This is a genomic window from Alkalihalobacterium chitinilyticum, from assembly GCF_029028005.1.
In the GTDB taxonomy this organism is placed as follows: domain Bacteria; phylum Bacillota; class Bacilli; order Bacillales; family Bacillaceae_F; genus Alkalihalobacterium; species Alkalihalobacterium chitinilyticum.
On the sequence record NZ_JAOTPO010000006.1, the window covers coordinates 44,738 to 68,842 of the forward strand.

Sequence of the window (24,105 nt, forward strand, 5' to 3'; positions counted from 1 at the left end):
AGTTTCACTGTATCTAATAAAAGAATGTGACATAATTTTCATGTTCTTGTAAATCCTATGTGTAGGGTAGATAGAAAGGATTGATTGAATCATGGATAAAAAGCAACAAATGGAACAGATCGTCAACGATTTCTTACAACATGCACAGTCAATTTCCGGTGATTTAAAAACAAATTTAAATCAAGTGAAGGAGCAACTCCACTCCATGTCAGCAGAGGACATTGATATGAAAAGTGACCATGTATTTACGTCTCCAGCCAGTCAGCATCAGCATCAAGATGATCCACAATCGATGCTTCAATCGATGTACAGCGAGATGGAAAGAGTGGCTAGACAAGAGCAAGATAACCAGCAATTACAAGAAGTCATCCAACAAATGAGATACTACTTCAATATTGAAGAAAAAGACGGATTTTTTCCGTAAGAAGATCTGACATAAAAGCTGTAAAAATAAGATTTATTTTTTATACTAATCTTACAAGGTGCTCCTTAACCAAAGAGTTGGCTCCAACTGTTCTCTCTCCAACTCCCCCTAGTGGCTATCCATTTCATTGGATAGCTATTTTTTTGATCAAAATGAAGGAAACAAAAGACTATCCCGTTTAAAAACTCCCGCTTCACAAGATTTTGGGGAACTCAAAAGGCTAAGTGGGTGATGGTTGAACAGAGACTAAGGTGTCTGTGAAAATTTCTGTGTGACCGACATCCTGTGGTCCACAGTAAAAATCCGATTGGTTTAACTGATTTTCAAGCCCCCCACTGAAAGCAATTCACTTTATAAAAACCTGCAAAAAAGAAGCAGACAATGAAGGAAACTGAATACTGGTACTCGAAAAAGGGTAAGAATTAGAGAAAATACTTGTCTTTGCTAATAATTAGAAGAGTAGTTTAATACTGTGGTAGTAAGAGAACTTTTCGAAGAGGAGGCAGAGCTTTGCAACTTACAATGAATGATATTATGAATTTCGATTTGTTGGATTCGGCTCGTGTCCTTTCTGGGGAAAAGTATTTGAAAGAACGTTATGTCGAGTGGGTTTCAATTACAGAGAACCCAGTGGAAAATTTTGTCCGTAAAAATGAACTGGTTCTAACGACTGGCATTGGCTGTGAACAAAATATTGACGCTTTTGGGCAATATGTTCAAGATGTTGTCGATTCTGAAGCAAGCGCCTTAGCAGTTGCCACGGGTCGTTATATTTATGATATCCCGACTGAAGTCATTCAACTGGCTGAGCAAGCGCAGTTTCCAATCATCGACATTCCTTGGGAAATAAGGTTTGCAGATATTACACATGAGGTCATGAAAGAACTGAACCGCAGGCAACAACAAGAATTAAAAGAGTCTGAAAAAGTCCAGCAGCAACTGATAAATATTTTATTAAATGGCGGAAATTTAGACAAAGTGGCACAATATGTCGGAAAGCATATTCAGGCCCCCGTGCTCATAACTGACAAAGACGGTCAAGTCAAAGGAAGTGCCCGGCAAACGAAAGAGATCCGATCGATGTGGGGAAAGCTAAGAGCGGATAACAAAGTCCCCCACCATACATTTATAACAGATGATACGACACATCATCCACTACATCAAAAAATTCATAAACTCGATCATCCCCCGTGGAAAATTGTCCAGTTACCGATCATCCAAGATGTTCATCGTGTTCTCGGATTTTTATTTATTATTTTACATTCTACTCACCCTCTTAAAGAGCACCTAAGCCACTTTTCTATTAATCTTCTCGAACACGCTTCAACCGCAAGTGCGCTTTGGTTTTTACGTGAAAATGCAGTGCTAGAAACTGAATTTAAGTTGCGGGATGATTTCGTATGCAGTATCGCCAAAGGAGATTTAACCTCTTGGGAACGGATTAGTGAGCGTGCCAGACTGCTAGGATATGATGTAAGTGTTCCTTATGTTTGTATTGTCGGTTATCCGGAAAATTTGCGAGCCATGTATGAAAAAAGCGATCAAATCAAGCATACGAGTTATGAAAAGTGGTTGCATAGCATGGTCTATTACATTGAAGAAGAAGTGGTATTTGCGAGCCAATCTTTAGAAAAGCAACTGCTCATGACCTATCAACTGGATGAAATTATAATATTCCTTGAAGCAACCGTGGTCTCAAGAAAAGACAGTGTTCACTATTTTCTCGACCTACTCGAACGACGATTGGGAAACTTATTACCAGGAGTAGTCATGTCGTGGGGGATTGGCAGAGTGTATGATGAGGAATTAAAGTTTACAAAAAGTTATCGAGATGCGCAGCAGTCACTCGAAATTGGCAGGCGCCAAAAAGGGCCCGGTCAAAGAATGTATTACGATGACTCTAAAGTCGAACGCATCTTATTATCTCTAAGTGAAAATGAAGAAGTCCAACACCTATCAGAATCCGTAATCACACCATTAATCAATTACGATCAAGTCCGACAAATGGAACTCGTCCGCACATTTATAATATTTACGCAGCATCACTACAATGTCAGCAAAACGGCACGCAGCCTGTCCCTCCACCGCCAATCATTGTTATACCGCCTCAGAAAAATTGAAAAACTAACCAAACTGTCACTCGTAAATCCAGACGACTTATTCCTATTAAACTTAAGCATTCGAATATGGCTGGCCACATCCGCACCAGAAGATGCCCGCAACTATATTCACTCTCAGAAGCCGCTCATTGAATGAAGGTAGATTGTATATTTAATTCGTAGAATAGTGTTCGATAGAAAAATAGAATAAGTAGGGAAGGGGTATAAATCGGATGAGATTTATATCTCTTTTTTAGGTTAGTAGAGAGATTACGAGGCCCTATGAGCTAAGTAAAGGGAAAGGGGCATTTATGAGTTACAGCAATAGAGATTAGAGTGCGGTAGAGGGGAAAATTAGGAGAAAGCGTGAACGAAATGAATGTAGACTATAAAGTGGACACGCAATGGAGAGACTTTTAAAAACAAGAATCTAAAATGGAGCGTGTCAAAATGGCTAGAAAATATGATCATGAATTTAAGGAGTACATTGCAAAGTTAGTTGTAGATGAGGGGAACAAAGCAACAGATGTCGCTAGAGAGATGGATATATCCCCCAAAACAATATCACGCTGGGTTAGAGATTACCGTAATAAAATAAAGTTAAATCAAGAGGAGATCAGCTATATCACACCAAGCGAATATAGAAAACGGGAGAAGGAGTTATTAGATCAAATCAATAACTTAAAGGAGGAAAATGAAATCATAAAAAAGGCGGCGCACATCTTCATGCAAAGCCAGAAGTAATTTTTCAATTTATCTTTAGGCATCGAAAGGAATTTCGAATAGTGAAGATGTGCACCGTTTTAAAAGTATCTAAAAGTGGTTATTATAAGTGGCTTAATAAGAAAGAGTGTGATTTACAGAAAAAGAAGAAGAAGTTAATGGCTAAGGTCCGAAGACTTTTCTTTCAATATAGGGAGGTGTACGGAAGCCCAAGGATAACAAAAGAGCTACATAAGGAAGGGATTACGATTTCAGAAAAAACCGTTGGTAGGTATATGCGTGAAATGGGTCTTCGAGCCATTCCAGAACATCGATTTGTAGTAACGACAGACTCTAATCATAATAACCCTATTTATCCAAATCTATTAAAACGTAAGTTTAATCCCGAAAAAGCAGATCGTGTCTGGGTAACAGATATTACTTATATCTGGACCCTAGAGGGGTGGTTATATTTAGCTACTGTTATGAATTTATTTTTACGAAAAATTGTCGGATGGGCTACAGATAAAAAGATGACAAAAGAATTGCCATTAAAAGCATTAAATCGAGCGATTACCTCAAGAAAACCTTCAGAAAAGCTAATACACCATTCTGACCGCGGGAGTCAATATACATCAAACGATTATATTGCACGTTTAAAGGAATGCAACATTCAAATAAGCATGAGTGGTAAAGGGAACTGTTATGATAACGCATGCATGGAGTCTTTTTTTGCCTCCTTAAAAAAAGAGTTAGTGTATCGTCATAAGTTTGCTAGTCGTGAGGAAGCTACTAAGGAGATCTGGGAATACATCATGAGCTTTTACAATGCAAGAAGAAGTCATTCAAGTATTGGCTATGTATCACCAAATGAATATGAAAGAAGTTATAAAGAAGTTATAAAGAAGTAGAAACAGGAGAAAGAGCGGTATAAAGATTTATGATCACTCAAAGTAACTTTACGTGGAGTGGCGGGTATGTTAGCCTTTTGGGCTAGCCACTGGATAATTAAACCAAGTGGCTTCGTGGCTAGGAAGACATACCCGCGGAGGCTCCATGTCAAGTTGCGAGACAACGAGCAATTCCCTTCTTTGGGTCTTTAAGAAATTTATCAGAATACTTAATAATAATAATACTCTCTAAAAAAATACATTTAGGCTGTAAAAATAAAGGAATAGATTAAATATATCTCTCTTAAATTTGTCCACTTTCTTGACAGAAGACCAGTAGAGGAAAAAATAGGAGGAAGCGTGAACGAAAAGCGCTGAAATGTGAGCAGTAGAGGAAAAAACTAGGAGAAAGCGAGAACGAAAAGCAGTGAATGGTGTGCGGTGGAGGAAAAAACTATGAGAAAGCGCTGGATCGTGAGTAGTAGAGGGAATAATTAGGAGAAAGCGTGAACGAAAAGAGCTTAAACGTGTGCGGTGGAGGGAATAATTAGGAGAAAGCGTGAACGAAAAGCGCGGAATCATGAGCGGTGGAGGGAATAATTAGGGAAAAGCGTGAACGAAAAGCGCGGAATCGTGAGCGGTGGAGGGAAAAACTAGGAGAAAGCGTGAACGAAAAGCGCGGAATTGTGAGCAGTAGAGGAAAAAATAGGAGGAAGCGTGAACGAAAAGCGCTGAAATGTGAGCGGTAGAGGAAAAAACTAGGAGAAAGCGAGAACGAAAAGCAGTGAATCGTGAGCGGTAGAGGAAGAAATTAGGAGAGAGCGTGAACGAAAAGCAGTAATTAGTGAGCGGTATAGAAAAAATTAGGAAAAATCATGAACTAAAGCAGTGATTAGAGCATAATAAAGGAAAAAATAGAGGGAACTATGAGCTAAAGCAGTGATTAGAGCACAATAAAGGAAAAAATTAGGTGAATACATGAACTAAAGCAGTGATTAAATCATAATAAAGGAAAAAGCTAGGAGAAATAAATAGTGCATTATAGAGAGTGATTAGTGCAACCTCCGTCCCTACAGCTGGCTCCCCGCAAACCGCCCCCCATCCGAAGCCCCGCGACAGCCCATCACAAGATCCACGCCCCCCCACATCACCCAAAACCTAACAAAAGTGTACTACATGATAACTGAATATTCTTACACTTTTTACAATATCGGGTTTGGCTCCATTCGCTTATGATAATAACAAATCACAAAAAGTAAGGAAAAAAGGAGAAAGGGGCGAAAGGAGTGGGAGAAGATGCTCCATTTTACACATGGGGAATTTCATGAGCGTTTGCGTCGAACAAAAGAGAAAATGGTTCAAGAAGGAATTGAAGTGCTTGTTGTGACCGACCCGGCCAATATGAATTATTTATCAGGATACAATGGATGGTCATTTTATGTTCATCAAGCACTGATCGTGATTATCGATGAACCGCAGCCACTATGGATTGGTAGAGAAATGGATGCGAATGCTGCGAAAGTAACAAGCTGGCTCTTTCATGAGCATATTATTCCGTACCCAGATTATTACGTGAATTCGAATACGACACACCCGTATGATTTCATCGGAAACATTTTAAAAGAAATTGGCCAAAGCAAGAGAGTGATCGGTCTAGAAATGGATAACTACTATTTTTCAGCGAAGTGCTTTCAACGTTTACAAAAAGCTCTTCCTCAAGCTGTTTTCAAAGACAGTACGAATCTCGTTAATTGGGTGCGTATCATAAAATCGGATACGGAAATTGAATATATGAAACGTGCAGGTCAAATCGCCGTTCGTGCGATGAAAGTCGGCATTGAAGCCATTGATGTTGGTGTACGGGAATGCGATGTGGCGGCGAAAATTTTTGAAGCTCAAATTAAAGGAACACCTGAGTTCGGCGGCGATTATCCCGCGATCGTTCCACTCATGCCGGCAGGTGAACACACATCTACCCCCCATATTACGTGGAGCGATGAAACGTATAAACCGAATACGACCGTTTTAATCGAATTAGCTGGATGTTACCAAAGGTATCACGCTCCTCTCGCCCGAACCGTAACGATTGGTGAGCCAGAAGAAAAGGTGAAGGATTTATCTGAAGTTGTTATTGAGGGCATGGAGAGTGCATTAGACGTAATAAAACCAGGAATTACGTGTGAAGAAGTGGAGCGCGCCTGGAGAAAATCGATCCAGAAAAGAGGCTACCAAAAAGAGTCAAGGATCGGCTACTCAGTCGGCCTAAACTATCCGCCAGACTGGGGTGAGCATACGGCAAGCTTACGTCCTGGTGATCAGACGGTCTTAAAGCCGAATATGACCTTTCATATGATCTTAGGCATCTGGATGGATGACTATGGCGTTGAACTAAGTGAGTCCTTCCGTGTCACAGAAACAGGATATGAATTATTAGCAAGTGCACCGAGAAAGTTGTTTGTCAAACACGCAGGAAAGAAATTATGGCCAGGGGGAATGGGAGCGTAATTAATTCAAGGAGGTAGATCGTATGGAAAACAAAATGAAAAAAGCAAATATGGGGACAAAAGCCGTCTGGGCAGGGGAGAAGGACTACCTTGTGCATGGAGCAACTCAAGTACCTGTCATACCGAGTGTTGCTTACAACTATGATGATATGGAAGAGTGGTATGAAGTCGCAGTTGGACGTAAAAAGGGACATATTTATGGCCGAAACACGAATCCAACCGTTCAAGCGTTTGAAGATAAATTAAAAGAACTTGAAGAAGCGGCAGCAGCGACGAGTTTCTCAACGGGGATGGCAGCAATAAGTAATACGCTTTATACCTTTTTGCGACCAGGCGATCGTGTCGTAACAATTAAAGATACGTACGGCGGAACGAATAAAATTTTTACGGAATTCCTGCCTCAAATGGATGTAGAAATTACATTCTGTGAAACAGGTAATCATGAAGACGTAGAAAAAGAAGTCGCCAAAGGCTGCAAGATTTTATATCTCGAAACCCCAACCAATCCAACGGTAAAAATTACCGATATTAAGCGCATGGCCGCAGCCGGTCAAAAAGCTGGAGCGATCGTCATCGTTGACAATACATTTGCGACACCGTTAAACCAGCAGCCGTTAAAGCTTGGAGCGGATATCGTCCTTCATAGTGCAACCAAATTTCTCGGCGGCCACGCAGACGCCTTAGGCGGAGTGGCGTGCAGTAATAACGAAGAGTATATCGAAAAAATATATCATTACCGAGAAATCAACGGGGCAACGATGGATCCGTGGGCGGCATACCTCATCTTACGTGGAATGAAAACGCTCGAGCTTCGCGTTCGACGTCAAGAAGAAAATGCATTAAAGCTAGCAAACTATTTAAAATCAGAAGAGATGGTCGAATCTGTATTTTACCCAGGACTTGAGGAGCATCCAAACCATGATATTGCGAAAAAACAAATGGTTGGCTTCGGGGGCATGATGAGCTTCTCTGTCAAAGGCGGCATCGATACCGTAAAAGAACTTTTACCAAACTTAACATTTGCTCATCGTGCAGCGAATCTAGGAGCTGTTGAGACGACAGTAGGCCCTGCAAGAACGACTAGTCATGTGGAGTGTACCCCAGAAGAACGTAAAGCGATGGGAATTCCTGAAGGACTCATTCGTGTCTCATGCGGGATTGAAAATGCGGAAGATATCATCAACGATTTTAAAGAAGCCTTTACGCATGTGAAAGAGGCAGTTCGCTAGCCATTTCTGAAGGAGGCTTAGACTATGCAGAAACTAGCTTTATTAGGATTTGGCACAGTTGGTCAAGGATTGGCGGAAATTTTAGCAGAAAAAAAAGCTGCCTTGAAAGCAGAAACCGGTTGGGAAGGAAAAATTGTTGCTATTTCAGATGTCATGAAAGGCTCTATTTATGATCCAGACGGCCTTGATATAGAAAAAGCATTACACATTGTGAAACGAACAGGGACTCTTGATGACTACCCCGATAGCGAGCGGTTAGTTCGCGATTTAGACAGCTTTGACACGATTGAGCAAACGAACGCAGATACGATTGTCGAAGTGACGTTCACTGATGTTAAAACCGGCCAACCGGCAATCGACCATTGCAAAGCGGCGTTTAGAGCAGGAAAGCATGTCGTCATGAGTAATAAAGGTCCTGTCGCTCTAGCTTATAAGGAGCTGTCACAATTAGCGCAACAACACGGTGTGCGCTGGGGCTTTGAAGGAACGGTCATGAGCGGTACGCCCGCCCTTAGAATGCCGCTCACAGCATTAGCAGGCAACGACATCAAAGAGATTACAGGCATTCTAAATGGAACGACGAACTACATGTTACTCAGAATGGAAGAAGGGCTTTCCTATGAGGAAGCCCTCGAAGAAACACAACAACTGGGTTATGCCGAAGCCGACCCAACGAGTGATGTAGAAGGCTATGATGCGCGGTATAAGATCGTTATTCTCGCTAATACCGTCATGAATTCTTTGCTAAAAGTCGATGATGTCCAGTGTGAGGGCATCACCCATCTGACCCCTTATGATATTAAAAAAGCGAAATCGAAAGGAAAGCGGTGGAAATTAATTGCTCGTGTCAGCAACGAAAACGGCCAGATCAAAGCATCGGTAAAACCGGAAATGCTCGATGAAACCCATCCACTCGCTTCCATACAGGGGGTCCTAAATGCAGTAACTTTTGAGTGTGATTTAGCTGGAACGATCACCCTTTCAGGCCCTGGGGCAGGACGAACGGAAACAGGATACTCCTTGTTAATCGATTTATTGAATATCTATAGGAACCATTTATAGATGTTCACAGCTCAAAATGGATGTTTTGAGTTAACTTGAACGACAAAGCTTGATAGACAGATGGAAAAGAGATGTGAGGTTTTATAAAAAATGAAAGGTGGGAAAGCCAATGAAAGTTCGAGTGGCACAAAGGAAAATGTTTCTCGCCGGAAAGTGGGTGACCCGAGACCAGACGATTACAGTAACCAATCCAGAAAATAATGAAGCAATTGCTACAGTGCCGGCAGCGACAAAGGAAGATATGCTTGAAGCGGTTCAAGCAGCTAAAAAAGGAGCTGTCGTCTCAGCAAAGTTGCCTGTTTTTAAGCGAATCGAAATTATCCAGCGAGCGGCGGATTTCATAGAAGAACAACAAGAAGATTTTGCGGTCACGATTGCCTTAGAAGGCAGCAAAACGATCCGCGAAGCGAGAAAAGAAGTAGCACGATGCATTCAAACATTGCGCATCAGTGCAGAAGAAGGTCGGCGACTAGAAGGAAAAACGATCCCTTTTGATCAAAGCAACGGAAATGAAAATCGGTTAGGATATTACTCTTTGTTCCCGATTGGAATTATCGGCGCGATCACACCGTTCAATGATCCACTGAATTTAGTCGCTCATAAAATTGGTCCAGCGGTGGCCTCAGGTAATGCGATTATTGTAAAACCAGCAACGGTGACACCGCTTAGTGCATTAAAGCTGGCGGAAGCATTTTCACAGGCGGGGCTCCCAGATGGAATTTTATCCGTCATTACGGGTAGAGGTGCTGAAGTTGGAGATACTCTCGTTACTCATCCTGATGTTAGAATGATTTCTTTTACAGGCGGTTTAGAAACCGGAACAGAAATAGCGAAAAAAGCGGGCTTGAAAAAACTAAGCATGGAACTCGGATCGAACTCTCCCGTCATCGTGTTGAATGACGCCAATCTCAATCAGGCAGTTGACTCTACGGTTTCTGGAGCATTCTGGGCAGCTGGTCAAAACTGCTTAGGCGTTCAACGCATTTATGTAGAAAAAGACGTGTATGAAGAATTCACAGCGCAATTTATTGAACAAACAAAAGCATATCGAAAAGGCAGTAAGCTGTTTGATAGTACCGACATGGGACCACTTATTAATGAACGAGAGGCGGTCCGTGTTGAGAGTCTTATAAAGGAAGCGGTCAAACAAGGTGCTACTTTAGCATGCGGCGGTAACCGAGAAGGAGCTTATCTCGAGCCGACCGTTTTAACAAACGTTCCGCCAAATGCAACGATCGCTAAAGAAGAAATCTTCGGACCCGTCGTCTTGCTCTTCGCAGTTGATAGCTTACAAGAAGCGATTGAACGATCAAATGATGTAAACTATGGCTTACAGGCAGGGATTTTTACCAATCACATTCAGGCCGCTTTTGAAGCGATCCAAAGTCTCGATGTCGGCGGTGTCATGGTGAACGACAGCAGTGACTTCCGTATTGACAGCATGCCATTCGGCGGCGTCAAAGGATCAGGATTAGGAAGAGAAGGTGTGAAATACGCAATTCAAGAAATGACCGAACCAAAAGTCGTATGCTTCAATCTTTAAAGCTTTTAAACCAAAATATTTTAGAGTGGTAGGGCCGTAATAAGGTGTCCTATCACTTTTTTATTCCACTAAATGTCATAAAGAAGATATCAAACTTTCGCATTAGTACTAAAGTTTAATTTAATTTTAGTACAATGTTATTTTCTGTTCTTAATACAAGCATAATTTAAATAAGTTAGATATAAAGAGAAATTTGAAGAAAAGTTAAGTTTTTTTGTTCTTTATTGCATAAAAAGGGTGTGTTGATATGTTTACTATAACGAACATAAGTAATAATATATTCTTTATAAAGAACAGTGGTGTTTTTAAAATGGGAAAGGAGGCTATGACGATTCAAACGATTGAAATTGAAAGTCCGATACTGGCCGAGTTAATAATTCATATTGTAAATGGTAAAGTAGTCGACTCAAAGCCAACGAATGTAAATGTAGTTGAATTTACAACAACATCACTTAAATTTCTGAGTTCTTTAAGATTTCCAGTGTCAGAGAATGTTGTTTATAGATTAAGGTTAAAGATGTTCGGTACCCAAATGGAAGTGTATGGAATGATTTTAACTTCAGTACAACAAGACCAAAGTGACCATTTTTATTATGAAATGAATTTTAAAGTGTATTAGTAACTTTTAAGGATGACAAAAAAAAGGGTGGGGTACATATATGAATGGGGGGAATATTAGACAGCTGCGACAAAAGAAAGGTATGTCTTTAGACCGTCTGTCCGAGTTATCAGGTGTCTCAAAGTCTTATCTAAGTTATATCGAACGTGGCTTACAAACGAACCCAAGTATTTCTGTATTGGAGAAAATGTCTCAAGCTCTTGGAGTAGAGCTGTTATATTTAATAGAAGTAATAAATACGGACTCTGAAGGAGAAGGCGAAAAACACCCCACCTCAATGTAATGAGATGGGTGTTCTTCCTTTCTATAATTTGTTACTTAATTGTTATTTTTACGCCATTTATTGAATTCTAAGTATTCGCGGAATTGTTCTTTAGTTACACCAGAATCCATTGCTTCTTTAACTAGTTCTACCCAAGCAGAGTCTAAGTCATATTCTGTATTCGGTTTCTTTTCTTTGTTTTCGTTTAAAAGCGTTTCGACACTAACGCCTAATACCGAAGAAATCTTTTCTAGGAATTGTATAGAGGGATTAGATTGGATGTTTCTTTCAATGGAACTTAAGTAAGATTTTGCTACTCCAGCCGATTCCGCTAATTCTGATAAAGACAAGCCTTTTTCTAATCGTAGTTTCTTAACAGTTTCTCCGATCATCTGTATCGTTTCCTCTCTCAACCTGTTTACTAAGTAAAATTATAACAGGATAAGGCTTGTACTGTAAATAGAACTGAGAGATCATGTTTTTGTGATTTTCGTAAAGAATTCTCTAATCTCCTCGATAGTTAAACCTAATTTTTTAGCCTCTTCCATTAAAACTGTCCATTCTTTGTCTAAAACCTCACAGGTCTTAGTGTCCATTTATTAACCCCCCAGTCCCTAAATTTATAATTATGTATATTATCCGTATAACATAGTCTCTAGAAAATTATTTATTTCAACTGTAATTAGTATTTATGAAAATGTAACTATGATTTATTTAACTCAGTACTATCATATATAAAAATCCTGAAAAATTTTAGTTACTGAAGTCATATTTATAAACGTTTCTTCATGATTCTTCCAATTTATATCACCTGAATAGAAGCAAACACTTAACCTATAAGTGTTTTTAAATACTTTAGTTAGAATTTATATAAAAATCTAACTATAATATAATCTATATTTTGACCTATTTTGACAATAAAACAAAAAATATCCTAAATTTTGTATAGGTAAAAAGGTAGTGATTATAGTTTTTTATACCTACTTGATTATGGAGAGAGTAATAGTACTTATCCACTTTGAATTTACGATCATCTTCTTACCTTTCAAAAAATAGTTAAAGACGTGCCACTTTTATTTCTCTTGTTTAATTTGATCAAGAAAGATTTTAACTTCACTTGGCTCCATTCCATTTTCTTTTGCCTCTTTCATAAGTAATACCCATTCGAAATCTAATTTACAATCTTTTGAAGACAGTATTGGATCCATCAAGAAAAACTCCCTTCCATTAACAATAAATATTAGTTTCGTTCATTATATAGAACGAAACTAAAAGAAATCAATAAAAAAATTTAAAAAATGTTGTTCGTTAAAAAATATGGAAATAAATAAAAAGTCATGATTTAATCTTACTTATTATATTTAGTTCTATAAAAAGAACTAAAGAGTATTTATTACTAAAAATACTTTAAACTTTGTATTGTTCATTTTGACAATTCGTGTTATGTTTTCTATATAAATTGTTCTTTTTTGAGAACATTGTTATTTCATATATTGGGGTGAGATGAGTGTGAAGCATATTGGAGAGAGGATTAAAAGTTTAAGACTAGAACATGGAATGACTTTAAAAGAGTTAGGGGATGCAATTGAATTTAATTATAGTAACTTATCAAAAATAGAACGTGGAAACCGTAAGCCTGCTATTGAGGTATTAGAAAGTCTTTCAACCTTTTTTAATATTGATATTTCATATTTTTTTAATGGACAAAAGAGATTATCCAATACAGGAAATCCAGAACATAATCAATTAATTAATATTTCAGAAGAAATGAGACGGAATAATATAAGTTTAGAAGAATTATTAGAAATGATAAAAAAGTTAGATCAGATTAAAAACGCATCAAAAAGTAATTAGAAGAATTTTATGAATAAAATTGTTTTTTCTATTGACACGTTCTTTATAAAGAACTAGAATGGCATTATAATAGGTTTTCCAAACTGAACAACTAGTTCTTTTTAACTAAAAATACACCATATATAGGTGGTAAATTAGAATGGAGATGCTAAAATTGATTTTGTTGTTCTTTAAAAGAAACGACTTTGGTTCTAGTATTAAAAGTTTATGTACTGGTGGAATATGACATGGCAAAAGAAATTAACTTAAGAGAACTATATATTATCTTAAAGAAGCGTTTCTGGATTGTTATTATCATTACATTTATTGCTGGAATTGCAGGGTATTTCCAAAATTCAACTCATACGACCTTACTATATCAAACATCTAGTCGAATTATTGTTGGTGCAAATGCAGACTATATGAATACATTGAGAGTTATTATGAGAGATACGATTATAATGGAAAAGGTTATTGAAGAATTAGATTTAAAAAAATCGCCAGAACGTTTAGCGGGACAAATAACAGTTGATAGTATTGATAATTCACAAGTAGTTAGGATTACAGTGGTCGATACGGATCCCGTGTTGGCAGCAGATATTGCAAATACAACAGCTACTATTTTTAAAAATGAAATCGGAAATATTGTAAACTTTAACGATGTTAGTTATCTATCTGAGGCAAAAATTAACCCATACCCCATAAATAGTCAATCAAACAAGACTTTCTATGTTTCTATTGTAATGGGACTTGTATTTGGAACTGGATTTATCTTCTTGCTTAATTCCTTAGATGACAAAGTGCGTTCAGATCGTGATATAGAAGAATTAGTAGGTATACCAGTTTTAGGAAGTGTTTCTAAGATGAACAGAAAAAATATTAATAAACACAAACATAAGCATCTAGAAATAGAATCGCGAGGTGAAGATGTTAATGCTTAATAGACTTAGAAGTCCATTAAAAAAAAATAAAAAAAGAAACCTAATTACTTACACTAATCCAGAATCTATAATTACTGAAGAATTTCGAGCAATACGAACGAATATACAATTTACTTCTGAAGAGCAAAATTGTAAAGCTATCTTAATGACATCACCATCTACAGAAGAAGGAAAATCAACAACTGTTGCAAATCTTGCAGTTTCATTGGCTCAACAAAAAGATAAAGTCCTAATAATTGATGCTAATCTAAGGAGTCCTCGAATACATTCAATTTTTAAGCTGAACAACTCTATTGGTTTATCGTCAGTACTTACCAACCGGAAGAAGTTTGAAGAAGCAATTAAGGAAACCAATATTGGAAAGTTGGAGGTCTTATCGAGTGGACCTATTCCTGAAAATCCTGCAGAATTATTAGGATCAAATTCATTCTCGAATTTACTTGATTTAGCATCACAAATGTTCGATTTCATTTTAATTGACTCGCCAGCAGTACTAGAATATTCTGATACAAAAATTTTAGCTAATCAGTGTAAGAATGTGATCTTAGTTGTTAGGCATGGAAAAAGTAATATCGAGAAGGCGATTGAAGCAAAGAAAGTCTTGAAAATAGCAAAAGCTGAGCTTGTAGGAGCCATTATAAATGAAAAGTCATAACATTATTTTTTTTACCCGGTCGTTCTTTATTGAGAATTAACTGTACGCTAAAGTGAATTATAGGTGATATCTCCTTACCATTATCAATGGAGATACTCGATCATGCTGTGGGTTGAATAAACCTTAGACGCCCGTCGTCAATAGTATGGTGTGAGGGTGGGTTAGATGCCCAAGCTTTTATTAAAGCTTTTTAAGTATATGGTTTACTCTAAAACGTATATTTAAAAACTTTTAATAAGAAACCCAAAGGAGTGTTTTTCGATGATAAAAGATATTGATCACCTTCCTAAATCAATAAAAAAAGCTATTAGATATATAAAACAAGATGCATCCAAGGAAGAGCTCAACGAGATTAAAAGGTTAGTTGATTATGCGATTGAAAGACGATCGTTAAAGCTGGAATAGAAACTGTAGAGAAAGGAGGGGCTTTATGACCTACCATCAAAGGTTGTCTTTATTTATTTTAATTGACTCATGTATTGTATTATCAGCGATTTTCTTTAGTCGCTTTCTCGTAAGTGCCGATTTAAATGTTTTAACGTTACCAATTGTTGTAACTTCCCTAGTTATTTTACTAAGCCATCATTTCTTTTCAATTTTCTTTAAACTTTATAAAAAAGTTTGGGAGTACGCGAGTATTGGGGAATTAGTCATCATCTTTAAAGTTGTGACCTTTTCAATAGTCACTGCATTTCTAGTTCAACAATTTATCTTTCAAGATACTTACGATCGAGTTTTAGTAATTACCTGGATGCTTCATATTTTATTGATAGGCAGTTCCCGTTTTTTATGGAGAATGTACCGAGATACACATATGAATAAAATTGACAATAAGAAAAGAACACTCATTATCGGAGCTGGGGCAGCTGGAACGATGGTAGCAAGGCAACTACTTAGAAGTAATGATGGTGAATTACTTCCTGTAGCCTTTATAGATGATGATATCCATAAACAACACTTGGAGATCTTAGGCGTATCTGTTGTAGGTGGATCAAGTGATATTGAGTCTGTTGTTGAAGAGTATCATATTGATCACATCATCATCGCTATTCCTTCACTAAGTAAAAAAGAACTAAATTCAATATTTGAAGCTTGTGTCCAAACAAAAGCCAAAACACAAATATTACCGATGTTAGAGGATCTAGTAACTGGCAAAGTTTCAGTCAATCAATTTCGAGATGTGCAAGTAGGTGATCTATTAGGAAGAGAACAAGTACAACTCGATATTGATAAAATTTCAGATTATGTGACGGATAAAGTGGTTTTAGTAACAGGTGCCGGCGGTTCGATTGGTTCAGAAGTTTGTCGCCAAGTATCAGGCTTTAATCCAAAGCAGTTAGTTCTTTTAGGACATGGTGAAAATAGTATTTACTCCATTGAAATGGAGTTAAAAGAGACATTTAGGAATACTAATATTGAGTTTATTACGGAGATCGCAGACATACAAGATGCTGAAAAGATGATCAACATTATGAGTACATATCATCCAGATGTTGTATATCACGCAGCTGCTCATAAACATGTTCCGTTAATGGAAAGAAACCCGGAGGAAGCTATAAAAAATAATGTAATCGGAACAAAAAATGTTGCCAATGCAGCCAGTGTGTGTGGTGTTGATACCTTTGTCATGATCTCTACAGATAAGGCCGTTAATCCAACAAGTGTAATGGGTGCAACAAAGCGGCTAGCTGAAATGATCATACAGGATATGGACAAGCGATCGAAGACCAAGTTTGTTGCTGTACGATTTGGAAATGTATTAGGCAGTAGAGGAAGTGTTATTCCACTATTTAAAAAGCAAATCGAAAAAGGTGGGCCGGTTACGGTAACACACCCTGAAATGGTTCGCTATTTTATGACCATCCCTGAAGCATCAAGGTTAGTCATTCAAGCAGGTGCTTTAGCAAAAGGTGGAGAAATTTTCGTCCTCGATATGGGAGAACCCGTTAAGATCGTAGACTTGGCCAAAAACCTTATTAAACTATCAGGTTATTCTCTTGATGAAATTGATATTGAATTCAAAGGAATGCGACCAGGAGAAAAGCTCTTTGAGGAATTGTTAAAAGAAGAAGAAATAGAAGAACGTCAAGTGTATCCAAAAATCTATATTGGAAAAACAGCAGCGCTCTATATCAAGGAGATTGAAGAAATCATAAATAACTATAGCTGTTTAGATAAAGCAAGCATTAGAGAGACTTTACTTCAGTTAGCTAATACAAAAGTAACTCAAGAACCATTAATGACAATATCAAGTTAAGTAAAAGGAGTAGATACAATGAAAGTGAGAAAGGCGATTATCCCAGCTGCTGGGTTAGGAACTAGGTTTCTTCCAGCAACAAAGGCGATGCCAAAAGAGATGTTACCGATCGTCGATAAGCCAACGATTCAATATATTATTGAAGAAGCGATCGAATCTGGGATCGAGGATATTATTATCGTTACTGGAAAAGGTAAGCGATCGATTGAAGATCATTTTGATCATTCTTTTGAATTAGAACAGAACTTACTTGAAAAAGGTAAATTCGAATTATTAGATGAAGTACAAAAATCATCAAAGCTTGTAGACATTCATTATATCCGCCAAAAAGAGCCAAAAGGATTGGGGCACGCGATTTGGTGTGCACGAAAATTTATCGGAAATGAACCGTTTGCAGTTCTCTTAGGGGATGACATTGTAAGTGCGGATAAGCCTTGTTTACAACAGATGATGGAACAATATGAGCGTTATAATGCTTCCATCATAGGTGTACAACATGTTACAGATGAAGAAGTATCGAGGTATGGAATTGTTGACGCGAGTCCAATTGGTGAGCGTTTCTATAATGTTAGCAATCTAGTAGAAAAACCAAAACGAGAAGAAGCTCCATCTAACCTAGCTATTTTAGGGCGTTACATTTTAAGCCCAAAAATCTTTGAAATACTCAATAACCAACAGCCGGGAGCTGGTGGGGAAATTCAATTAACAGATGCGATTAGTGGCCTGAATAAACAGGAAGCGGTATACGCATATGACTTTGAAGGAATTCGTTATGATGTTGGTGAAAAAATGGGCTTTATTCAAACGACGATTGAGTTTGCCTTACAACGTGAAGACTTAAGACATGACTTATTAGAATACTTGTCAAAAGTAATGGAAAAGGAATTAATTAAATAATTAAATTAATTAAACTGGTGATTAAAATGCCTAATAAAATTTTATTTTGCGCCACTGTGGATTACCATTTTAAAGCCTTTCACTTACCTTATATGAAGTGGTTTAAAGAACAAGGCTGGGAAGTTCATGTTGCAGCGAATGGTGAGGTTGAACTGCCATTTACTGACCAGAAATATAATATTCCTATTCAACGTTCGCCTTTTAAGTTACAAAATGTGAAAGCCTTCAATCATTTAAAAGCAATCATTAACGAACACCATTATGAAATCATCCATTGTCACACACCTATAGGCGGGGTACTGGCTCGACTAGCTGCAAGGAAAGCACGAAAACAGGGGACAGAGGTTCTTTACACTGCACATGGTTTTCATTTTTGTCAAGGAGCTCCCACTCTTAATTGGTTCATCTATTATCCGATTGAAAAGCAGCTAGCTAACTATACCGATTGTTTGATTACCATTAACCAAGAAGATTATGAATTGGCCAATAGTCGGAAGTTTAAAGCTGGTCTTATCGAGCGTGTCCATGGTGTAGGTGTTGATACGAACCGTTATAAACCAATACTAGAAACTGAAAAGATTGAACGCAAAAAGTTGTTTGGATACCATCCAGATGACTTTTTAATTTTTTATGCGGCTGAATTCAACAAAAACAAAAATCAGCAATTACTGATCCGCTCGCTTGTTTTAATTCAAGACTATATGCCAAATGCTAAGCTTTTATTGGCGGGGGAAGGCGCCCTCCAAGAACACTGTAGACAATTAGTAAAAAAATTAGGGATAGAGCATATGGTTCAATTTCTTGGATTTAGAAAAGACATTGATACTCTCCTACCAATCTGCGATATCGCAGTTGGTTCAAGTTACAGAGAGGGATTGCCTGTAAATATTTTGGAAGCAATGGCATGCGGTTTGCCAATTGTAGCGAGTAAAAACCGGGGACACGTAGAATTAGTCCAAGATCACGTCAATGGTTATCTTGTATCACCGAATGACTACGGAAAGTTTGCCAGGAGCTTGTTAAGAGTTTATCAGAATGCAAAACTGCGAAAACAAATGGGAGCAGCGAGCAGGGAGATGGTCGAAATCTATTCCTTACAACAAATTAATCTCGAACTGAGTGCTATTTACAACCGTTACATGCTGGAGGAAACGAATGAAACCAAAAGTAAGTATCATCATGCCGGTATATAATGTCGAAAGTTATTTAGAAAGATGTATGGCAAGTTTACAAGTTCAAACATTATCTGATATTGAAATGATTGCGGTCAATGATGGATCGACTGATAGAAGTTTAGACATTCTTAATGAATATGCTTCAAAAGATCAACGAATTAAAGTGATCGATCAAGAAAATGGAGGCGTATCTTCAGCAAGGAATGCTGGACTAGAAGCTGCAAGGGGAGACTACATCGGCTTTGTAGACCCTGATGACTGGATAGACAAAGAAATGTATGAAGTATTGTATGAAACAGCGGTAATTGAAAGTGCTGACATCGTAATGTGCTCGTATATTCGTGAATTTGGAAGTCACTCAAGGGAAAAACAATTTAACCTACCAGCGAAAGTGTCTTATAAAGGTCATGAGGTCCAACAAAATGTAATGAGAAGGTTAGTTGGCCCTTTAAACGAAGAAGTGGCGAACCCAGAGTTGTTAGATGCTTGGGGTACAGTATGGTCAAAGCTTTATCGAGCTGAAATTATTAAAAATAACAACATTACATTCACAGATCTAAGTGTGATTGGAACAAACGAAGATTCCTTATTTAATATTCAGGCTTTGTACTATGCCAATACATTCACTTTTCTAAACAAACCCTTTTATCATTATTGGAGAGCCAATGAAACTTCGGTTACCACTGGTTATAAGCCAAATCTGTTAAAGAAATGGTTGCAGTTATATCAGATAATAGAAGAATTTTTAAAAGAAAAAAATATGGATGCCGAGTTTTATAAAGCTCTAAATAATCGAGTAGGGTTAAATACGTTAGGTCTCGGTCTAAATGAACTGAGTAAAGCTAATAAGCTATCACCCATTGGTAAAATAAACAAGCTGAACCTCATCTTGAAAAACTATCGGATAAACTGCTCGCTTCATGAGATAGAGCTCGGACAGTTTCCCATAGTATGGAGAACATTTTATCTTTGTGCCAAGCTAAGATTTGCTCTCGGTTTTTACTTAATGCTTTCAAGTATTGAAGTTCTGCGAAAAGTAATTAGATAGGAGTGTTTGCACTGAAACCGATACGTATACTCCAAGTCGTAACGATCATGAATCGTGGCGGACTTGAAACGATGTTAATGAACTATTACCGAAAGATCGACCGTTCTAAGATACAGTTTGATTTTATGGTCCATCGTACGGAAAAAGGGCATTATGATGATGAAATATTGGCGTTAGGTGGAAGGATCTATCAGATGCCTAAAATTCGTCCAGGGAATTATAACTTATATTTCAAAGAGCTGAATCAATTTTTTGCTTCACACCCTGAATACCAAGTTGTTCATTCCCATATTAACGAAAATAGTAGTTTTGTGCTTCGCGCCGCCAAGAAAACAGGAGTTCCTTGTCGAATTGCACATAGCCACTTAAGTGACTTAGGGATTGATTTAAAACTTCCTTTTAGGGTTTACGCAAGGCTGGCTATGAAAGATAATGCTAATCAATATTTTGCATGTTCGAAACAGGCGGGTGAGTGGTTATTTGGAAAAAAAGCAAATAACTCACAGCAAGTAAAAGTGTTGAACAATGCGGTTAATATAGAAGAGTTTAAATTCAACGAAATAACTAGAGAAAAGATTAGACAAGAACTAAAAGCAGATAACAAACTCGTTATTGGTCATATTGGTAGGTTTAATAAACAAAAAAACCATGACTATTTAATTAATATTTTTAAAGCAGTCCATGAGAAGCAACCAAACTCCATCCTTGTTTTAGTTGGAGAGGGACATTTAAGGTCGCAAATTGAAAAGAAGGTTAATGATTTAAATTTAAATCCCCATGTTCGGTTTCTAGGAGTAAGGGAAGATATAGCAAATCTTATGCAAGGAATTGATTTATTCCTATTTCCGTCCCTTTTTGAAGGACTACCAGTAGTACTTGTTGAGGCGCAGGCAGCTGGCTTAAAATGTGTTGTCTCTAGCTCGATCACTGATGAAACTAATGTGACTGGTATAGTAGATTTTATTCCATTGAACCGATCACCAGATGAATGGGCTGAAAAAATATTATCTTCTACTTTTGAACATACAGATACATCAGATATGCTACGAAGAAAAGGGTATGACACAGCAACAATGGCAGATTGGTTGGCGGGCTATTATATGGGATATGCCTTTAAAGAAAAGCAAGCATAAACACGGAGGTTTAATAATGAATGTAACATTAACGATTTTTACACCTTCATTTAACCGAGCGTATTGTCTTCATTTGTGTTACGAGAGCTTGAAGAGACAAACTAGTAAAGAGTTTGTTTGGTTAATTATAGACGACGGCTCAACAGATAATACGAGGGAACTTGTGGAAAGTTGGATTTTAGAAGGAATTATTCCTATCTACTATCACTATCAAGAAAACCAGGGAATGCATGGGGCACATAATACAGCTTATGAGTTAATTGAAACTGAACTAAATGTATGTATTGATTCCGATGATTACATGGCTGATGATGCAGTCGAAAAGATATTGTCATTTTGGAAACAGTATGGAAGTAAGGATTATGCGGGTATTGTAGGACTCGATGCAACACTAGATGGTGAGATTATTGGAACAAAAATACCAGAACATCTTGAGAAAGCGAAACTTTCTGATTTGTATGGTAAATACAAAGTAAGAGGCGATAAAAAGCTTGTTTACCGTTCTGAGCTTACAAGAAAATCACCGCCTTATCCATTATTTCCTGGAGAAAAGTATTGTCCATTAAGTTATAAGTATATTCTGATTGATCAAGAGTTTCCATTACTTGTTATGAATGAAGTATTATGTCACGTCGAGTATCGCCAAGATGGCTCAAGTATGAATATGATCAAGCAATACAAGAAAAACCCTCGAGGTTTTTCTTTTTTTCGAAAAGTAGCGATGCAATACGCGCCAACCTACAAAGATAGAGTAAGAGAGTCCATTCATTATGTTTCAAGTAATTTAATGGTTAAAAATTATAATTTCTTAATAGATTCGCCATGTAAATTAACAACACTTTTGGCTACTCCGTTTGGTATTTTACTATACTTATATATTCAAAATACCAAAAAAGCTACCGTATTAAAGAATGGATAAATTTATGTAATTAATGTCTGCTCTATGGAAAGGATTTTTATAGATGACAGTCCTTTATCTCAATCTTTCTATAGTTTACTTGTTTTCACTGTTATCCAGATATTTATCAACACCTACTTCATTAAATCCTGCTTTAGTCAAGCCACACAAGTTATTTGTGTTATTAGCGATTTCTACACTAGTGTTAGTTTCAGGTCTTCGGAACAATATTGGGGATACCTACTATTACATGCATTCATATCGGGAACATCCAATGACATGGGATAAAGTATTTGATGGGAAAGATCCTGGGTTTAATATTTTACAATTATTATTACAGCAACTATCCAGTGATCCGCAATTATTATTATTAGTAACAGCTTTATTAACAAATACATTAATTGTTATTACCTTATACAAATATTCAAGATTTTTTGAATTAAGCTTATATGTTTATATTACATTAGGATATTTCTTAGTGTCAATGAACGGGGTAAGACAGTACTTGGCTGCAGCTATTGTTTTTATTGCTACTAAATATTTATTAGAAGGTAAATTTAAAAGGTATGTGCTGGTCGTTTTATTAGCATCTACTTTTCATCAGTCAGCACTTATATTAATTCCTATTTATTTTATTGTGAGAAGACCGGCCTGGTCTAAAGTAACTTTTATTTTGCTTGCAAGCTCCATTCTCATCGTTTTAGGTTTTAATCAGTTTATGGATCTTTTATTTACGGCAATTGAAGACACTCAGTATGGGGACTATAAAAGCTTTGAAGGTGTAGGGGCAAACAAACTCAGGGTAGCAGTTGCTGGAGTACCTCTACTTATTGCATATATTGGAAGAGAAAAGTTAAAAAACATTTTTCCTCATAGTGATGTCATCATTAATATGTCACTCCTAGGGTTTATATTCATGGTCATTTCAACCCAAAATTGGATCTTTGCCCGTTTTACAATTTACTTTGGATTGTACCAATTGGTCTTAATATCTTGGATAGTCTTACTATTTAGAGAGAAAGACCGTAAGCTTGTTTATTTCGGTATTATTGTTTGTTATTTTATTTATTTTTACTTTGAACATGTATTATCGTTAAACATCATCTACAGAAGTAACTATATCAATCTATAAAAATGTAAAGGATAGGTTGAGGAAAATGGGTATATCAGAAAAATTAACGCAAGAGAAGTTCGAGACAATCTTAAAGAAAGTCTATGATATTGGACAAACGGAATCGCAAATGGATGCTAAAACATTAGTCGAAGAAATTAAACAACAAATTATAGAGGTAACAACCTCAACGAATGCTACTTCTAAAGGTGATAAGTGATGAAGAGGATATTTGATGTGCTAGTTTCATTGATATTACTTCTTCTTTTATCCCCACTTATTTTTATTGTAGCCATTTTAGTAAAAAAGAAATTAGGCATTCCAATCTTGTTTAAGCAACAACGTCCAGGGTTATATAGCAAACCCTTTTATCTCTATAAGTATAGAACGATGACAGATGAAAAAGACCATGAAGGAAACCTCATGCCAGACCATGTGAGATTAACGTCTTTTGGAAAGTTCCTTCGTAAATGCAGTCTAGATGAATTGCCGCAACTTATTAATGTACTTAAAGGAGACATAAGTTTAGTAGGCCCGAGACCGTTATTAATGGAATATGTTCCGCTGTATTCTGATCAACAATTAGCTCGTCATAATGTAAGACCTGGAATAACCGGATGGGCACAGGTGAATGGGCGTAATGCAATAACCTGGGAAGAAAAATTTGAGTTGGACGTTTGGTATGTTGAAAACCAATCTTTTTGGCTAGATATCAAAATTCTATTCTTAACCGTTTATAAAGTATTTAAATCAGAAGGAATTAATCAACAAGGCAGTGTTACCACTGAACGATTTAAAGGACAAATTACACGATGAAAGCGGG

General features: G+C 37.2%; 24 protein-coding genes and 1 pseudogene. 22 read left to right on the forward strand and 3 right to left on the reverse strand.

All coding sequences use genetic code 11. The features are described from left to right. The first annotated feature begins 91 nt into the window (after positions 1 to 91). From N7Z68_RS10220 to N7Z68_RS10265, 9 genes and pseudogenes are all read left to right on the forward strand, one after another. Positions 92 to 424 (forward strand): hypothetical protein, encoded by a 333-nt coding sequence (locus N7Z68_RS10220; RefSeq protein ID WP_275118382.1) that lies wholly within the window; start codon positions 92 to 94, stop codon positions 422 to 424. Between the two features lie 510 nt (positions 425 to 934). Continuing rightward, the gene (locus N7Z68_RS10225) at positions 935 to 2,680 is read left to right on the forward strand and encodes a PucR family transcriptional regulator (protein ID WP_275118383.1); all 1,746 of its coding nucleotides are present in this window, start codon (positions 935 to 937) and stop codon (positions 2,678 to 2,680) included. A gap of 293 nt (positions 2,681 to 2,973) precedes the next feature. Continuing rightward, a pseudogene (locus tag N7Z68_RS10235) lies at positions 2,974 to 4,136 on the forward strand (IS3 family transposase). Positions 4,137 to 5,411: 1,275 nt separating this feature from the next. Further along, on the forward strand, positions 5,412 to 6,620 hold the full coding sequence (locus N7Z68_RS10240) for a M24 family metallopeptidase (protein WP_275118385.1): 1,209 nt from the start codon (positions 5,412 to 5,414) through the stop codon (positions 6,618 to 6,620). Between the two features lie 22 nt (positions 6,621 to 6,642). After that, positions 6,643 to 7,848 carry a cystathionine gamma-synthase family protein gene (locus tag N7Z68_RS10245; protein ID WP_275118386.1) on the forward strand — a complete coding sequence of 402 codons (1,206 nt, stop codon included), beginning with the start codon at positions 6,643 to 6,645 and terminating at the stop codon, positions 7,846 to 7,848. 24 nt (positions 7,849 to 7,872) lie between these two features. After that, a complete protein-coding gene (locus tag N7Z68_RS10250) occupies positions 7,873 to 8,910 on the forward strand; it encodes a homoserine dehydrogenase (protein ID WP_275118387.1) in 1,038 nt (345 codons plus the stop codon). Between the two features lie 109 nt (positions 8,911 to 9,019). Then, positions 9,020 to 10,453, forward strand: coding sequence for an aldehyde dehydrogenase family protein (locus N7Z68_RS10255; RefSeq protein ID WP_275118388.1), 1,434 nt, complete (start codon positions 9,020 to 9,022; stop codon positions 10,451 to 10,453). Between the two features lie 310 nt (positions 10,454 to 10,763). Continuing rightward, positions 10,764 to 11,072, forward strand: coding sequence for a hypothetical protein (locus tag N7Z68_RS10260; RefSeq protein WP_275118389.1), 309 nt, complete (start codon positions 10,764 to 10,766; stop codon positions 11,070 to 11,072). A 40-nt stretch (positions 11,073 to 11,112) separates the two neighbouring features. Further along, positions 11,113 to 11,355, forward strand: coding sequence for a helix-turn-helix domain-containing protein (locus N7Z68_RS10265; RefSeq protein WP_275118390.1), 243 nt, complete (start codon positions 11,113 to 11,115; stop codon positions 11,353 to 11,355). A gap of 35 nt (positions 11,356 to 11,390) precedes the next feature. Here N7Z68_RS10265 and N7Z68_RS10270 read toward each other — a convergent pair whose 3' ends face one another. The 3 genes from N7Z68_RS10270 to sinI all read right to left on the reverse strand — a co-directional run bounded on the left by N7Z68_RS10270 (position 11,391) and on the right by sinI (position 12,542). After that, positions 11,391 to 11,726: a helix-turn-helix domain-containing protein gene (locus tag N7Z68_RS10270; RefSeq protein ID WP_275118391.1), complete on the reverse strand. Its 336-nt coding sequence runs from the start codon at positions 11,724 to 11,726 to the stop codon at positions 11,391 to 11,393. Between the two features lie 81 nt (positions 11,727 to 11,807). Next, positions 11,808 to 11,930, reverse strand: a complete 123-nt coding sequence (locus N7Z68_RS10275) for an anti-repressor SinI family protein (protein ID WP_275118392.1) — start codon at positions 11,928 to 11,930, stop codon at positions 11,808 to 11,810. A gap of 477 nt (positions 11,931 to 12,407) precedes the next feature. Then, complete coding sequence (sinI, locus tag N7Z68_RS10280) at positions 12,408 to 12,542, reverse strand: DNA-binding anti-repressor SinI (RefSeq protein WP_275118393.1); 135 nt, start codon at positions 12,540 to 12,542, stop codon at positions 12,408 to 12,410. Between the two features lie 301 nt (positions 12,543 to 12,843). Here sinI and N7Z68_RS10285 point away from each other — a divergent pair, with 301 nt between their 5' ends. From N7Z68_RS10285 to N7Z68_RS10345, 13 genes are all read left to right on the forward strand, one after another. Next, a complete protein-coding gene (locus N7Z68_RS10285; RefSeq protein ID WP_275118394.1) occupies positions 12,844 to 13,188 on the forward strand; it encodes a helix-turn-helix domain-containing protein in 345 nt (114 codons plus the stop codon). Between the two features lie 227 nt (positions 13,189 to 13,415). After that, positions 13,416 to 14,108: a YveK family protein gene (locus N7Z68_RS10290; RefSeq protein WP_275118395.1), complete on the forward strand. Its 693-nt coding sequence runs from the start codon at positions 13,416 to 13,418 to the stop codon at positions 14,106 to 14,108. After that, a complete protein-coding gene (locus N7Z68_RS10295; protein ID WP_275118396.1) occupies positions 14,101 to 14,763 on the forward strand; it encodes a CpsD/CapB family tyrosine-protein kinase in 663 nt (220 codons plus the stop codon). The genes N7Z68_RS10290 and N7Z68_RS10295 overlap by 8 nt, the downstream gene beginning before the upstream one ends. Positions 14,764 to 15,024: 261 nt before the next feature. Next, positions 15,025 to 15,168, forward strand: a complete 144-nt coding sequence (locus N7Z68_RS10300; protein ID WP_275118397.1) for a hypothetical protein — start codon at positions 15,025 to 15,027, stop codon at positions 15,166 to 15,168. A gap of 25 nt (positions 15,169 to 15,193) precedes the next feature. Beyond that, the gene (locus N7Z68_RS10305; protein WP_275118399.1) at positions 15,194 to 17,020 is read left to right on the forward strand and encodes a polysaccharide biosynthesis protein; all 1,827 of its coding nucleotides are present in this window, start codon (positions 15,194 to 15,196) and stop codon (positions 17,018 to 17,020) included. 18 nt (positions 17,021 to 17,038) lie between these two features. Beyond that, complete coding sequence (gene galU / locus N7Z68_RS10310; protein WP_275118401.1) at positions 17,039 to 17,917, forward strand: UTP--glucose-1-phosphate uridylyltransferase GalU; 879 nt, start codon at positions 17,039 to 17,041, stop codon at positions 17,915 to 17,917. Positions 17,918 to 17,943: 26 nt separating this feature from the next. Continuing rightward, on the forward strand, positions 17,944 to 19,110 hold the full coding sequence (locus N7Z68_RS10315; RefSeq protein WP_275118402.1) for a glycosyltransferase family 4 protein: 1,167 nt from the start codon (positions 17,944 to 17,946) through the stop codon (positions 19,108 to 19,110). Then, positions 19,073 to 20,140 (forward strand): glycosyltransferase, encoded by a 1,068-nt coding sequence (locus N7Z68_RS10320; RefSeq protein ID WP_275118403.1) that lies wholly within the window; start codon positions 19,073 to 19,075, stop codon positions 20,138 to 20,140. Before N7Z68_RS10315 ends, N7Z68_RS10320 begins: the two co-directional genes overlap by 38 nt. Before the next feature lie 2 nt (positions 20,141 to 20,142). Then, the gene (locus N7Z68_RS10325; RefSeq protein ID WP_275118404.1) at positions 20,143 to 21,273 is read left to right on the forward strand and encodes a glycosyltransferase family 1 protein; all 1,131 of its coding nucleotides are present in this window, start codon (positions 20,143 to 20,145) and stop codon (positions 21,271 to 21,273) included. A 16-nt stretch (positions 21,274 to 21,289) separates the two neighbouring features. Continuing rightward, the gene (locus tag N7Z68_RS10330; RefSeq protein ID WP_275118405.1) at positions 21,290 to 22,192 is read left to right on the forward strand and encodes a glycosyltransferase family A protein; all 903 of its coding nucleotides are present in this window, start codon (positions 21,290 to 21,292) and stop codon (positions 22,190 to 22,192) included. A gap of 43 nt (positions 22,193 to 22,235) precedes the next feature. After that, on the forward strand, positions 22,236 to 23,303 hold the full coding sequence (locus N7Z68_RS10335; RefSeq protein WP_275118406.1) for an EpsG family protein: 1,068 nt from the start codon (positions 22,236 to 22,238) through the stop codon (positions 23,301 to 23,303). 25 nt (positions 23,304 to 23,328) lie between these two features. Next, positions 23,329 to 23,502: a YwzD family small protein gene (locus N7Z68_RS10340; RefSeq protein WP_275118407.1), complete on the forward strand. Its 174-nt coding sequence runs from the start codon at positions 23,329 to 23,331 to the stop codon at positions 23,500 to 23,502. Next, a complete protein-coding gene (locus N7Z68_RS10345) occupies positions 23,502 to 24,098 on the forward strand; it encodes a sugar transferase (protein ID WP_275118408.1) in 597 nt (198 codons plus the stop codon). The genes N7Z68_RS10340 and N7Z68_RS10345 overlap by 1 nt, the downstream gene beginning before the upstream one ends. Positions 24,099 to 24,105: the final 7 nt, after the last annotated feature.